Consider the following 13,573-nt stretch of genomic DNA (forward strand, 5'->3'; position numbering starts at 1 on the left):
AATTCATCACATGCCCCTGTTTGCGATTGGGAGAGCGACCGGATCAGCACCCTCACTGCTGGCCTGGTCATTACATTCTAGGAGCGCCAGAATCTGATCAAACTGAAATACACTGATCAACTGATGAAGGCGTTGGGCTAAGGCAGACTGCGACGACGGAATCTCTGCTAGCAAAGCCAGGGCCTCAACGTCGTCACACTGAGCAGCGGCATTGTGTAATGCTGTCCGCCACTCCGGCGACATGACGGTTAAGTGGGCTGGATCAAACGGCTCTGGGGCAGCAGGCTGATCAGTCGATTCAGACTCGGTTTGATAGCGATACTGCAAGTTTAAGTACTGCCCCATCTTGCCGAACAGGTCGGTACTCTTAAACGGTTTGTACAGCACGTCGTTGCAGCCTGCGGCTAGAATGGCGGGCTTGCTTTCTTCAAACGCGGTGGCGGTCAGGGCAATGATGATGGTTGGCGATAAACTGCGATCGCATTCTGCGACTCGGATGCGGCGGGTCGCTTCGTACCCATCTATTTCCGGCATCCGCATATCCATCCAGATCAAGTGGGGCTGCCAGGTTTCCCAAATCTCAATGGCTTCCTGCCCATTGACGGCCTCGCGCACTTCCATGTTGAGCGGAGCCAGCAGGTTGGTCATCAAGAGCCGATTGACCGGATTATCTTCGGCCACCAAAATGCGGCGAGGCGGCTGGTTGTTGATCACACCCACAATACGCTGGCTGGTTGGGCTGGACGGCAGTGCTGGCTCTAAGGACTCGACTGACTCAACCGGGATGGTGAACGTAAACTGGGTACCCTGACCGAGCGCACTGTCCACCTCCAGTTCTCCTCCCATCAGCCGCACATACTGCCGACTGAGCGGTACGCCCAAACCTGTTCCCTGACCAGACTTGATGCCGGACTGGGTTTGCTGAAATGGCTGAAACAGGGCGTCAATTTCATCGGGGGCCATGCCGACACCAGTGTCGGTGACGGTGAACTGAAGTGCGATCGCAGATCGGGCGGCAGCAGTGGAGTGAGTGGGTAGATAGGTGGATGGGTTAGTGCTATCTGAAACGGGCGTAACGTGGAGCTGAATGCTGCCAGAGTCGGTGAATTTGAGGCTGTTGCCCAGCAAATTGAGCAGCACTTGCCTCAGCTTGCCTTGGTCAGCATAGATATAGGTCGGTAGATCCGGTGCTTGGACAATGTGCAGCGACAGCCCTTTGTGCTGTGCTTTCAGTGCCAGTAGATCCTGGAGTTCTCCTAAGAGATTCGGTAACTCAAACGCTTCCGGTTGGAGTCGCAGTTGCCCCGCCTCAATCTTGGACATTTCCAGCACATTGTTAATCAGGCCCAGCAGATGTTCACCGCTGCTGTTGATAATATCCACATAGCGCTGATGGCGGCTGGGTAATTGGACATCGCCCTGCATGAGCTGAGTAAAGCCCAAAATGGCGTTGAGGGGCGTGCGCAGTTCATGACTCATGCTGGCCAAAAACTCACTTTTAGCGCGATTGGCGCTATCTGCGGCTTCCTTGGCCTCTTGTAGTTCACGCGCCTGCTGCTGCGTTTGCTGAAAGAGTTCAGCCTGCTGAATGGCGACGCCTAGTTGAGCGCCAATCCGCGCCACCATCTGGTTCTCGGTTGCTTGCCAACAGCGGGGCTGATCGTTTTGATAGCAGGCCAACAGGCCCCACAAATGACGGTTGGAATAAATTGGCACAATGATATAAGCGCGAGCCTGCAAAGTTTCCAGCAGCTCAATGTAGCAGGGATTGAAGCTGCACTTGTGAATATCATCGACGGCGAGATAATCCATTCCCTGGGCATAGATGCCGCCCTGACTCTGCTGAAGATAGGTATCTCGAATGACCTGGGAATTGACCGATAGTGACTGAACGGTGCAGCGGTCTTCTTGCAGCACGTTTGCCTGCCAGGGAGAGGCGGCATCTGCTTCGGCTAGCAGCGATCGCCAGCCCGACTTGACGGCTTCGGCCACCACATAGCCGCTCCAGTCCGAGTTGAACTGATAGACGATGACGCGATCGCACTGGATGGCCTGTCGCAACTCTTGGGTCGTGGCGCGGAAGATGGTATCCAAATTCAAGCTTTGCCGCATCCGCTGAATGACTAGCGCTGTGGTGCGTTCTTGCTGAGCAGCCTGCATCAGTTGGGCATTGGCGCGGCTCAGTTCCACGTTGGCTCGGTCGGCTGCTTCCTTGGCCTGCTGTAGCTCCTCAGCCTGCTGTCTCAGGCGAGTGCGCGACTCTCGCAGCCGATTTTCAGCTTGCTTGAGCGTCGTAATTTCACTAAAGGTGCAGATCATCTGCGTGGCTGACGAACCTGGTAGGCTGAGCGGTACCACATTCACCAGCAGCGAGATCGAAGTTTGCAAATTCGGCTTGACTTGAACCCTGCCCTGAACCACCTGATTCTGGATTGCTTGCTTGGCCGCAACTTGAGTCAAAATAGGCCGCAGCGCCTGTAACAGCGGCTGGTCGGCTGCTTCCTGGACAGGTAAATCTGCGGATGAAGTTGAATGGAATCGGTCGCGCTCAGTCTGGTTATTATCAGGTTTTGGATGATTAGGTTTTGGATCAGACACCATCACTTCATGCCAGAGCAGATGCAGTTCATCTTCCGTAGAGAGATTCAGCAAGTTCAAAAGCGCCTGATTCGAAAGCCCCACTTGATTATTTTCACCAATGACCAGCACGCCCACCTGAATACCCTGCAAAATTCCCTTCAGGTAGGTTTGACTGCGCTGTAGCAAATCGGCATAAACAATTTGGGCAGATAGCCGACGCTCAAAAAACGCGGTAATTAGCGTCAGCCCCAGGACAATCAGGGTACCAATTACAACCGCGATCGCAATCATTGCGGAATTTTCCGGCGGCTGCAAGGCCGATTCCAGCATCATATGGTGAGTTGGCATGAACCGCACTGCCGCCATGCCTGTGTAGTGCATGGTTGGAATCGCCAAGCCTAGGACAACCGCAGCCAGCAGCTTTTTCCAAATTTGGTGCGGCGTGGTTTCTTCCCGCAGTTGAAAGACCAGGAACAGCCCGACAAACGAAACTGCGATCGCAATCCCAACCGAGGCCGCCACCAGCCGCAGGTCATACTGCATGGCCGCTTCGGTATGCATCGCCATCATGCCCAGATAGTGCATCGACGCAATGCCAATCCCCATAAGGACGCTGCCGCTAACTAAGCGCCATCCGCCCAGCGTTGAGCGACTGACGATAAACAGGGCCAGACCAGAGGCCAAGATGGCGGGCAAAACTGAGAGCAGGACGGTGAGAACGTCGTAATGCACGGCCAGCGGTAGGCGAAACGCCAGCATGCCGACAAAATGCATCGACCAGATGCCCGATCCCATTGCGATCGCACCGCTGACTAACCAGCCTAGTTGAGCGCGCCCCTGCGTTGCCGTCACGCGTCCAGCTAAATCCAACGTGGCGTAGGACGCCAAAACTGCGATCGCTACCGAAAGCATTACGAGCTGTAAGCTATAACCTGTTTCCAACAAATTGGTCATAAAAACCACAGGGGAGCACGTCATCCGCTGAGGAGATGAAAATATAATGGAGTGAGTGCCCTTATCGGATCCTGACATGACTCCAGACCAGCGCGACCAAATGCAGCATCACGTCAACGCTTTAGCACAGATCCTCTATGACGACGCCAAGGAACAGGGGATGAGGATGACGAGCTTAGGCGAAATCGAGCAAACGGTCCGTGAGCAAGTGCACCGTCATGTGTCACCCAACTTAGGTCTTTTTTTATCGACACAAGCGTCGGCAAAGATGAAGGAGAAACCCGAAAGCTAACCAGCATCCTTGGCATATTGCAGGTTGGCCGACAGCAGGCCAAGCGGCTTGGAGTCAAGCCCAGAGTCCAGTTCAGCCCCCTGGTCGAGCTGTGTTGTCTGCAGATGGGAGCAACGGTGTCCTTCGTGCAGGCGAGTCGGGATGTTGAACTGCTCACCGGGGTCACCGTGAGCGCCAAGAGTGTCGAGCGCATCGTAGGGCGCAATCCGATTGAGTCATCGGCTCCAGAGGAGACAGTCAAGGAGATGGCTCTCGATGGCGGGATGGTTCGCCTAGTGACTCCGAGCGGAGAGCCCAGCGAGTGGAAGCAGTACAAGGCGGTGCGGCTGGACGGTGACGGTGTGGGTATGGCCTGGTTTGACGACAATGATGCGCTGTTGGCCTGGCTCAGGAGCCTTTGCTGGGCCAGTGTTGTGTTCTGCTTAGGAGACGGACACAGCGGCATTTGGTCGCTCTACCAACAGATGGAGAGGCTCACTCGCCAGGAGGTCTTGGACTGGTATCACCTGATGGAGAACCTGTATAAAGTGGGCGGTTCCCTTCAACGGCTCAACCAGGCCAGACACCTTCTGTGGCACGGTCAGGTCGATGAGGCCAGTGCCCTGTTTGCGGGGCTCAACTCTCAGCAGTCTCAACGATTTGGGAGGTATCTGGAGCGACATCGCGCTCGGATTGTCAACTACAGGTACTACCAGCAAGAGGGGATGCCGATTGGCTCAGGCCCGGTCGAATCACTCATCAAGCAGATTGATGCCAGAGTGCAGGTCGCAGGTGCGCAGTGGAACCCTCAGAATGTTCCTCAAATTCTGGCGCTCCGCTGCGCTTACCTGAACAACCAGCTCAACCTTTATTCTCTCGCCAGCGGATGACGTGCTCCCAACCACAGTGAATATGTATATGTATTTTTGTTAATTACTTGAATCGTTGCTGAACTCCGTTTTGGTTCATGTACGGCTTCATTTCATATCCAGTGAAGACCTATTAGGAGCAGATATATCTAGTTAGGAGAAATTGCTTAATGTTGATTAATAGGGATATTTATCCAGGAAGTTGAACAGAACATAACAATCTTGTTAAACGCTTTTGCTCAAACTATCATGCAAAGCTTGAGCAGGATTTTCTAAATTTTGTTTGAAATACAAGAAATTGAGTGAATGATGAACTGATAAGACCTTGACTGCTATAAACTAAGCAGCAATTGATCAGAACAACCCATGATCTTGAGTTCACGTCGCTAGATCCAAAATCACGCAGCTTTCGAAAGCTTAAGCGATTCTTGACAATCCAGGAATAGTTTATAAATTTTCAATGAATTAAGATTCGTTAGATCTACGCATATTAACTTGATCTTTAATTCATATTTTTCGATCCACGCTTTTAGGCTATAAAAACAAGAATAAGAAAGTTATAAGAAGTATCTATGAATTGACTTGCCATGATTTATTCCAAAGTTATTTAGAAATTAACTATTGGACAACGGGATATCACATTATGCCGTCCTTGATGACTAACTATAGCTGTAGCCACTTAGGTTAGGACATAAGCTAGGGTTAAGAGGTAGTATTTTGCGCTTGGAATTGGATGGCTCAACCCTACAGCGAAGATTTTCGGCAAAAAGTGATCGACGCGATTGAGTTAAACGGCCTCAAGAAAAGTGAGGTGAGTGAAGGATTTGGCATCAGCCGCAATACAATAAACCGCTGGTATCGGCAAAAGGCTGAACTAGGGCATCTCAAAGCCAACGTCAGGACAACTGCCAATCCAAGAGCCAAAATCAAAGACTGGGATGCCTTTCGCAGCTTTGTCAAGCAGCATCAAGACAAAACGCAAGCGGAGATGGCCGCCTTGTGGCCCGACCCCATCAGCCAACGAACGATGTCTCGGGCATTGCAAAAGATTGGCTTTACGCGAAAAAAAAGACCTATGGCTACGGCCAACGAGACGAGGGGAAACGGGCTGAGTTTCAAGCTCAACTCGGCGATCCAAAGGCGACTCATTTAGTCTATGTCGATGAATCGGGCATGGATGAGCGCGACGACTACGGCTATGGATATGCCCCTATCGGTGAACGAGTTTACGACCTCAAATCTGGCCAACGCCACGGGCGAGTCAATATGATCGCGGGCTATCGAGGCTCTGAGCTGATTGCTCCGTTTACCATTGAAGGAACTTGTAATCGAGTGGTCTTTGAGACCTGGCTTGAAACTTGCTTAATTCCGACCTTGCAGCCAGGGGACTGGGTGATTGTGGATAATGCCACCTTTCACAAAGGCGGACGGATCGCCGAACTGATTGAGGCCGCCAACTCTCACCTGGTTTATCTTCCCCCTTATTCTCCTGACCTCAATCGCATTGAGAAGTGTTGGGCTTGGTTAAAAAGCCGCATTCGAAAGCGTCTCCCCTCCTCAACCAGTTTACGCCAGGCAATGGAAGCGGTTCTCAAGCAAGCGGCGTCCTAATGAGAATGGCTACGGCTATAAAGATAGATTGTGTCTATTCAAAATAAAACTTGGGCTTCTGAGCTAACGGGCATTGGCAGTCAACAGGTCACGGTTGAGCAGTGGTATGCTGCGATCGCAGGTTACTTGACCAAGGGATTTCAGCTTTCTATCAACATCGGTCAGTGGTGGCGCAGCCAGAGCACTGCGATCGCAACCAGCTCATCCTCCCCCGTGTGGCCAGATCAGCCAGCTGCCTGGGTGGATCAGCTGGTGGAGACGGGCATCCTGACCGATTGGGAAGTCCATGACGAGCCGGAACATCTGAAAACAATCCGTGATCTCATTTGGTTTTAGCCCCAGCGCATCAGTCAACTGCTGGGCCTCTATCAGGAAGTACTCCAGTTTGAAATCGACATTGGCGATCCGGTTGCCAGTTGCGACTCGCTCGTTCAGACTGAACTGCTGCTGTAGGACTCCTCGAAAAGCGGGCGGGATACCTGCGGGTCAAGAACCTAATTTATCAACGGGTATTTGACTAGGTTTGGATTCGCGAACAGCTGAACAGCATTCGTCCCTATGCTCTGGCGCTCAATGCCTGGGTTGCGTCCAACTATACCGACAGTTCTCAGCTCCTGCGCGGCCAGCCGCTGCAATCGGCCCTGACCTGGTCGCATCACCAGCGGCTCAGCGACCTCGACTATCGCTTTTTTTAATAGTCATTCATCATAGGCTGTGCAGAGTTCCCCTTTATGGACTATACTAAGTAGCCGCAACCCTTTGGAGAGGTGGCAGAGTGGTCGAATGCGCTCGACTTGAAATCGAGTGTACCGAAAGGTACCGTGGGTTCGAATCCCACCCTCTCCGTTTTAATGTCGTGGTGCATCACACGTAAAGGATGTACCCTCATGACCGCAACCGTATCGTGGGATTGAAAAAAGCTGGCCTGGCAGTGGCTCTTGGCCTGTATTGTGGCGGGACTTCTACAAATTTGGTTCGATGGTATGGCTGGCTGGTTCCTACGGATTACGGGACTTGGTAGCGCAATGAGCGGCAGTATTGCCATTGCATTCGTATTAGCGGCGTTTCGGCTGTTGAGCGGGGCAATCGGTGGCGCGGTGCAAAATTAGGTATTGAAAAACAGTGGTTGCCTCATCTGCGCTCCTGGGTGATGGCTACCAGTATCGGAAGTGCGATCGCATTTCTCACCATCAACATCTGGAGCTTACGACAGCAGGCTTAATACTTAAAAGTAGGGTAGACATCATGCAACAATACAGGTTTTTCCTATCGCTGGTGAAGGCTGTACTGCTGCACGACACTTTCTACGTCAGGTTGTAGACCATTGCTTTTTACCAATAGGTGATCATTGGTCAGTACAAACTGATAAATGTGGCTCTGGCTGAGGGTGGGCGTGCGCCAGAGTAGATGGCCGTCAGTGGCATCAAAAGCGCCAATCCAGCTATTGTTTTCGGCGGTTCCATAAAAGCCCGGTACGGGTATAGTGTGGCCAAAACTCATATCGTCGGCATAGATCACGTCATTGGCGAAGAGCACGGTAGTGGCTTCTGTATCATATTCCCGAGGCAGCACGAGCTGTCGTTTTAAGGTGCCCGTTTGCCGATCAAGCAGCAGCAACCGATTGGGCTGATCAGCATCAAACCAGAGGCTCCAAATCAGCACCTCTTGATCGCTGACGGCTCTGGCGTGGCCGCCCAGCATCGGGTATGTCCAGCGCTCAGCTCCAGTTTTCAAATCCAGCGCTTTGACCCAACCGGGGTTTGCTGCATCTGCTCCATACACCGACGGATATACCGCGTCACCCAGCACGGCAATATGCTCGATTTCGCTGGAGGTTTGCCATGTCCACAGAACAGCTCCGGTGGCGGCATCCAAGCCCACAATCTGGTAGCCCCGCTGATCGGTTTGCGGATTCACTAAGATGGGCAAAATTACGATGCCGTCTTGGACAAAGGGAGAAATCGAATCACGGCTGGAGAAGGTCGTGACTAAGCTATCGGGCGGAGTGGTGAACGTCCAGCGGACGGTGTCTGCGGTTTGGGCTGAAATTTCGTAGCGATCGGTTTCAGTGCCCTGCTGAATCCGCTTGTTCAGGATGAATGCTTCTTGATAAGCCCCGATAATGCCTTCAAAATCGGGGTTGTCAATTGGCCAGATGGCATTAGTTTGTCCGGTCTTGGTGTCAAGCGTGACGACATGTTTGGGCGCATCTACGAGCGGCATTAGGCCATAATCATTGGCATAAATCGTGTCGCCTGCAACGGCAAAAATCTGCCCCACAGCCTGATCGCTTTGCCACTGAAGTTCTCCCGTAGCCGGATCGAGAGCCTGTAAACTGAGCGGATCACCGTTCCTATCTTGGCGCGGAATCAGCAGATGATCAGGAGTTGTGACTAAGGCACTCGCTTGCATCGGGACAGACCAGTTCGGTTGCTGAACTAAGCCAGCATTGAGCGCATGTGCGATCGCATGATAGCCGACGACTAAACTAATCCCAGCGAAAAGATAGGCGAACCAAGACCGTGATAACCGTTGCAACACAGACCGTACCCCCAGGGTGCTGAAATGAGGCGATGAGAAAGAAGCGTGGTTTTGGTAATCGGCAAACTGCGATAGATTGCGATCGCGGTTTGCTGTGACACCCTAAAGGCCATACTATAACCGTTGACCTTTCACTAAAAATAGCTGGTCTAATCGGCAAACGCACTATTTGAATATCTTATTAATTTTTCAGCAGTCAAGGATCGCTACTGCGCATCAACTTTATGTAGTGCGATCGCATCTACTCAAATTTGGCGCAGCACCCGCAGTCCCAAAGCCGAAATTGAAGCCGACGAAGCGAGAATTCGAGTGGCTCTCCGGCGCGGCTACACGGAACCAACGGCAGCTCAAGCGCTACTCACAGGAATTGAAGCCGTTGCCAGTCTAGAACGGCGTCCGCTCAGCTTTGCCGAGCTTCTGCGCTGCCAAAATTTGAAGCGTTTGGCAGGTTTATCAACGGTTGAAGTACCGGAAATAGCACGAGATTTGTAGTGCGATCGCGCTGAAAAAGAGGACTAATCAATGAATATGACAGAGTGGGAAGCATTTTTGAGACAAGAGAGCCAGAATGCCATTTCTGCTTATTTAGAAGAGAAAAATAGTGATGACCCTGATTTATGTTTATGGGAATACGTGGAATTAGAACAAGAAATCATTGATTCTGGCTGGTTAGGTTCAGAAGGTGCTTCTGAAGAAGCAATCAGAGCCACAGAAGAACGTTTAGGAACAAGTTTACCTCCTTCATATAAAAATTTTCTAAAGGTAACAAATGGATGGGGTACTATAAATCCTGAATTGATTCAGTTTTATTCAATTCAAGAAATTTGTTGGTTTAGAGAACAGCATCAAGATTGGATTGATATATGGATAGACGCTAGATCAATTCTCGATCGAGTACCTGATTCAGAGTATTTCATATATGGAGAAGATCAAGAACCAACCCAGATTCGAGAAGAATATTTACAAACAATGCTTCAAATTAGCAAAGTATATGATGGAGACGTTGTCCTATTAAATCCTCAAGTTCTTGTCGATGGTGAATGGGAAGCTTGGATTTTCAGTAATAGTACTCCTGGCGCGCACAGATACACAAGTTTTTCTAACATGCTTAAGGAGAAAGGTTTATCAGATTCATGGTTATAATTTTGCCTTTGCATGGTTGGAGAGAAGTGCGATCGCGCTTTGGTTTCTTGTAATGCGATCGCAGATCCTATGAAATAGGTTGCTGATAAACAAATGCGTCCTATGCGAAAAGTGCGATCGCTCTGTTTAAAATCGCCGTTGAAATTGAAAGGTAGCACCAGCGCAGTAAGAAAACAGTATCAAATCTGATTTAGAAAACTTTTAGTCTTTGCGCTCAAAACACCTATCTCCTTGAACATTGACTCAAAAGAAATCCATCGTCTGATCTCGCCCTCGAATATAGCCCAAGCTTCCCATTCATCATCGTGAATAACATTTGGATTTAGCAAAATGACTTCACTATCTTGATCGTCGCTAATTTGTAGGCACGTTTGAAGATGCTGAGCACGGATTGCATGCTGATGCGCTCCATACGAAAAGTACTTTTCATCATCTAGCTCGGTTAGATACGGAGCCTCTTTCTCATCTTGTATAAATCCATTAATCCAATCTTGATTGTGCTCATGAAACCAGCATAATTCATCAACTGAGTAAAGTCGTGCCATACGGCTTAATCTGCTATCCCAACCATTTGCTACTTTTAAGAAATTCCGATAAGAAGGAGGAAAGCTGATTTCTAAGCGATTTTCAGCAGACCGAAGTTCTACTTCAGAGGCTCCTGAATTACCGAACCACTGCGACTTTATAACTTCTTGAGGTATCTCAACAAATTCCCATAAACCAGCGCCTTCATCTCTGTCTTTACAATAAAACGTAAGCAATTCTTGGCTTGTATTTTTGAGAAAGTCTTTCCAGTTATCCATTGGTGCGATCGCAGATCCTGTAGAGGCGTTATTGACAAGCGAAGATACCATTAAACATCATATTGACTCTCCGAAATTATTTGCTTAATTGCTTCTGCTGAAATGTCAGATTGCTCAGATTTGCTGTAGATAGTTAGCAAAATAACTTTGCCTGCTGCTTTGAGATAATAGATCAATCGGTATCCGCCGCTTTTTCCTTTTTGAACATCACTATTTTTAATACGGAGTTTGAAAACATCGTAGCCAATATCCTGAATGAGATCGCCTACAAATTCCCCTTGCTGCAATTGCTCAATAATAGGTTGTACATCTGCTTGAATCGACCGATACTTTTTGCTCAGCTTTTTGATATTGCGCTTGAAGGTTGGTGCAGCTTCAACTTGAATCGGCCAGGTTTCACTCATCCTCAAGCCCATCCCACAGTTCCGAAATAGGGATGGTTTGTCCGGTTATCGCCTCATGCCATGCTTGCCGGAGGTCTGACAGAATTTCTTCATCCGGTGTATCTAAATCTGAGGTAGAAGAAGTATTTTCCGTAGAAGCAGAATCTTGAACCAAAACAATCACTTCAACACGGCTGTTTTGGGCCAAATTTAGAGGCTGATCGAGCTGCAACTGCCCGTCTTCGTTAATAAATCCTGTGACTTTAACGGCTTCCATAGGCTTATTTCTCCTTATCCTTACCAATGTAACCGTTCTCTTTTAATCAATGCGCTATGGCATAGTTTGTGGATCATTTGGACAAATTATGGAGGCTATGCCGGTGATCTCGCCCATTGCCGCAAAGCCAACTCTGCTTCCACCTCATCTTGACGCGCCGTAGCCAAAAACTCGTAAAGCTTCACCTTTGGCACTTGGGGAAACGTTGGGCTAACCTCAACTTCTTGATATGCGCCATTTCGCAACACATAAATGCGCCAAACCTCGCCGTTGTACCGCCAAAATTCTGGAACGAGCATGGCCGCATAGAGCGCCAACTTATCGATGTCCGTGTGGGTAATATCGACTTCAACAATTAAATCCGGCGGCGGGTCTTGATCCAAGTCAACATCTCGACCCGCCACCAGCGATTGATTCTGGATATAGTAAGCATTGTCCGGTTCAGCCGAGCGCTCCAACGCCTCCCTGTCTAACGTGGTGGAACCCATCGTTTTAACTTTCAGGCCAAGTTCCACCACCAAGATCCGAATGAAGATCTCAATCAGTCGAACCGAGAATTCGTGAATTTCCAAAGGCTTGGTAACTTCTAACTTCCCTTTCAGGTATGTGAAACGAATGTTACGATTCTCCAGCGGAGAAGCACCACGATCGAGGCAAAGAGTTTCTCGGAGGGTTTGGTAGCGTTGCCAGGTCAGCGAGTGAAATAACAGGCGCTTTTCACCGACAGGTTGAGCAACGGGCTGAGATACGAGTGGGGCGACATTAACCATGACGAACCTCGGAAGCAAGAGAGCTAGCGAATTCTGATCTTAATTATTGAATGAGATCGCAATACACAAGAGTTTTGCGCCCAATATTCCGACATACAACGCGATACTTCTTCAATAAACTTAAGCTTTGTAACAATTCATAACGCCTTGTTTTTAATCTTTTGCCCCCGAATCAAAACCGCGATCGCACAGTGATAAGCTAGCCAATGCGCTTAAAAAATGCGATTTATTTAAGAAGATTGGTGGCGTTTGCATGACTGGATCAACTGACACTCCTTACTTGTTACGGGCTGCCCGTGGTGAAAAAGTAGACCGACCGCCAGTGTGGATGATGCGTCAGGCGGGACGCTACATGAAGGTTTATCGCGACTTGCGCGAAAAGTACCCCTCCTTCCGGGAGCGGTCTGAAAATACCGATTTAGCCGTTGAAATTTCGTTGCAACCGTGGCGGGCATTTCGTCCCGACGGAGTGATTCTGTTCTCCGACATTCTGACGCCGCTGCCAGGCATGGGCATTCCCTTTGACATTATTGAAAGCAAAGGGCCAATGATCGAGCCTGCCATTCGGACTCAAGAGCAAATTGACCAGGTGCGTCCGCTCGATCCAGAAGAGTCGGTTCCGTTTGTGGGCGAAGCGCTGCGTACCCTGCGCCAGGAAGTCGGCAACGAAGCAACCGTTCTAGGCTTCGTCGGTTCTCCTTGGACATTGGCCGCTTATGCGATCGAAGGCAAAAGCTCCAAGAACTACAGCGTGATTAAAGGCATGGCCTTCTCTGAGCCTGCCATGCTGCATCAGCTCTTGAGCAAGATTGCTGACTCGATTGCTACCTACGTGCGCTATCAGATTGACAATGGCGCTCAGGTGGTTCAGCTCTTCGATTCTTGGGCCGGACAACTGAGTCCCCAAGACTTCGAGACCTTTGCCCTGCCCTACCAACAGCAGATTGTCCGTCAGGTGAAGCAAACTCACCCGGATACTCCGCTGATTCTCTACATCAGCGGCAGTGCTGGCATCCTGGAGCGCATGGGCCAGTCTGGTGTGGACATCATCAGCGTTGACTGGACAGTTGATATGGCCGATGCCTGTCAGCGGCTCGATCCCTCGCTGGGTGTTCAGGGCAATGTTGACCCCGGTCTGCTGTTTGGTTCCAAAGAGATCATCCGCGATCGCATCTTGGATACCGTTCGCAAAGCCCGAGGCCGCAAGCACATTCTCAATTTGGGCCACGGCATTCTGCCCGGTACTCCCGAAGAAAACGCGCAGTACTTCTTTGAGACAGGCAAGCAGGTTGATGAGCTACTGGCCGCAACGGTTTAATTCTCAAATGAGTTAGCGAATCGATAACGATATGGAAAGAGGGCTGGCGACGC

At 50.1% G+C, this 13,573-nt stretch carries 13 protein-coding genes and 1 tRNA gene; 8 read left to right on the top strand and 6 right to left on the bottom strand.

Annotated features, from left to right (window positions below; all coding sequences use genetic code 11):
- Nucleotides 1–6: 6 nt before the first annotated feature.
- The gene (locus AC286M_RS18355) at nt 7–3,534 is read right to left on the bottom strand and encodes an MHYT domain-containing protein (protein WP_488205764.1); all 3,528 of its coding nucleotides are present in this window, start codon (nt 3,532–3,534) and stop codon (nt 7–9) included.
- A gap of 76 nt (nt 3,535–3,610) precedes the next feature.
- On the opposite strand from AC286M_RS18355, the gene AC286M_RS18360 reads away from it, so the two are divergent.
- From AC286M_RS18360 to AC286M_RS18380, 5 genes are all read left to right on the top strand, one after another.
- Nucleotides 3,611–4,695, top strand: a protein-coding gene (locus AC286M_RS18360) for an ISKra4 family transposase (RefSeq protein WP_488203071.1) whose coding sequence is annotated in 2 segments (ribosomal slippage) — nt 3,611–3,797 and nt 3,797–4,695 — 1,086 coding nt in all. Because the reading frame shifts where the segments join, the coding sequence is not laid out codon by codon here.
- Between the two features lie 712 nt (nt 4,696–5,407).
- Nucleotides 5,408–6,285, top strand: a protein-coding gene (locus tag AC286M_RS18365; protein ID WP_488204631.1) for an IS630 family transposase whose coding sequence is annotated in 2 segments (ribosomal slippage) — nt 5,408–5,737 and nt 5,740–6,285 — 876 coding nt in all. Because the reading frame shifts where the segments join, the coding sequence is not laid out codon by codon here.
- Between the two features lie 30 nt (nt 6,286–6,315).
- Nucleotides 6,316–6,621, top strand: a complete 306-nt coding sequence (locus AC286M_RS18370) for a hypothetical protein (RefSeq protein WP_488205765.1) — start codon at nt 6,316–6,318, stop codon at nt 6,619–6,621.
- Nucleotides 6,622–7,046: 425 nt separating this feature from the next.
- Nucleotides 7,047–7,131, top strand: a tRNA-Ser gene (locus tag AC286M_RS18375).
- Nucleotides 7,132–7,235: 104 nt separating this feature from the next.
- Nucleotides 7,236–7,394: a hypothetical protein gene (locus AC286M_RS18380; protein WP_488205766.1), complete on the top strand. Its 159-nt coding sequence runs from the start codon at nt 7,236–7,238 to the stop codon at nt 7,392–7,394.
- A 157-nt stretch (nt 7,395–7,551) separates the two neighbouring features.
- Here the strand turns inward: AC286M_RS18380 and AC286M_RS18385 are convergent, their stop codons facing one another.
- Nucleotides 7,552–8,826, bottom strand: coding sequence for an outer membrane protein assembly factor BamB family protein (locus AC286M_RS18385; protein ID WP_488205767.1), 1,275 nt, complete (start codon nt 8,824–8,826; stop codon nt 7,552–7,554).
- Between the two features lie 180 nt (nt 8,827–9,006).
- Between AC286M_RS18385 and AC286M_RS18390 the strand changes: the two genes are divergently transcribed.
- Nucleotides 9,007–9,318, top strand: coding sequence for a DUF3318 domain-containing protein (locus AC286M_RS18390; RefSeq protein ID WP_488208850.1), 312 nt, complete (start codon nt 9,007–9,009; stop codon nt 9,316–9,318).
- Between the two features lie 30 nt (nt 9,319–9,348).
- Nucleotides 9,349–9,969, top strand: a complete 621-nt coding sequence (locus AC286M_RS18395) for an SMI1/KNR4 family protein (RefSeq protein WP_488205768.1) — start codon at nt 9,349–9,351, stop codon at nt 9,967–9,969.
- Nucleotides 9,970–10,148: 179 nt separating this feature from the next.
- Here AC286M_RS18395 and AC286M_RS18400 read toward each other — a convergent pair whose 3' ends face one another.
- From AC286M_RS18400 to AC286M_RS18415, 4 genes are all read right to left on the bottom strand, one after another.
- Nucleotides 10,149–10,823, bottom strand: a complete 675-nt coding sequence (locus AC286M_RS18400) for an SMI1/KNR4 family protein (protein WP_488205769.1) — start codon at nt 10,821–10,823, stop codon at nt 10,149–10,151.
- Complete coding sequence (locus AC286M_RS18405) at nt 10,823–11,176, bottom strand: type II toxin-antitoxin system RelE/ParE family toxin (RefSeq protein WP_488205770.1); 354 nt, start codon at nt 11,174–11,176, stop codon at nt 10,823–10,825. The genes AC286M_RS18400 and AC286M_RS18405 overlap by 1 nt, the downstream gene beginning before the upstream one ends.
- Complete coding sequence (locus AC286M_RS18410; protein WP_488205771.1) at nt 11,169–11,432, bottom strand: type II toxin-antitoxin system RelN family antitoxin; 264 nt, start codon at nt 11,430–11,432, stop codon at nt 11,169–11,171. Before AC286M_RS18410 ends, AC286M_RS18405 begins: the two co-directional genes overlap by 8 nt.
- A 95-nt stretch (nt 11,433–11,527) precedes the next feature.
- A complete protein-coding gene (locus AC286M_RS18415; protein WP_488205772.1) occupies nt 11,528–12,202 on the bottom strand; it encodes a Uma2 family endonuclease in 675 nt (224 codons plus the stop codon).
- A gap of 253 nt (nt 12,203–12,455) precedes the next feature.
- Between AC286M_RS18415 and hemE the strand changes: the two genes are divergently transcribed.
- Complete coding sequence (gene hemE, locus AC286M_RS18420) at nt 12,456–13,520, top strand: uroporphyrinogen decarboxylase (RefSeq protein WP_488205773.1); 1,065 nt, start codon at nt 12,456–12,458, stop codon at nt 13,518–13,520.
- The last annotated feature ends 53 nt before the right edge of the window (nt 13,521–13,573 follow it).

The organism is Thainema salinarum CENA647 (assembly GCF_057732415.1).

Bases quoted from the DNA above. Each gene is read 5' to 3' on its own strand.
- AC286M_RS18405 (WP_488205770.1), bottom strand. From the start codon at position 11,176: ATGAGTGAAACCTGGCCGATTCAAGTTGAAGCTGCACCAACCTTCAAG.
- AC286M_RS18415 (WP_488205772.1), bottom strand. From the start codon at position 12,202: ATGGTTAATGTCGCCCCACTCGTATCTCAGCCCGTTGCTCAACCTGTC.
- AC286M_RS18400 (WP_488205769.1), bottom strand. From the start codon at position 10,823: ATGGTATCTTCGCTTGTCAATAACGCCTCTACAGGATCTGCGATCGCA.
- hemE (WP_488205773.1), top strand. From the start codon at position 12,456: ATGACTGGATCAACTGACACTCCTTACTTGTTACGGGCTGCCCGTGGT.
- AC286M_RS18395 (WP_488205768.1), top strand. From the start codon at position 9,349: ATGAATATGACAGAGTGGGAAGCATTTTTGAGACAAGAGAGCCAGAAT.
- AC286M_RS18355 (WP_488205764.1), bottom strand. From the start codon at position 3,534: ATGACCAATTTGTTGGAAACAGGTTATAGCTTACAGCTCGTAATGCTT.
- AC286M_RS18410 (WP_488205771.1), bottom strand. From the start codon at position 11,432: ATGGAAGCCGTTAAAGTCACAGGATTTATTAACGAAGACGGGCAGTTG.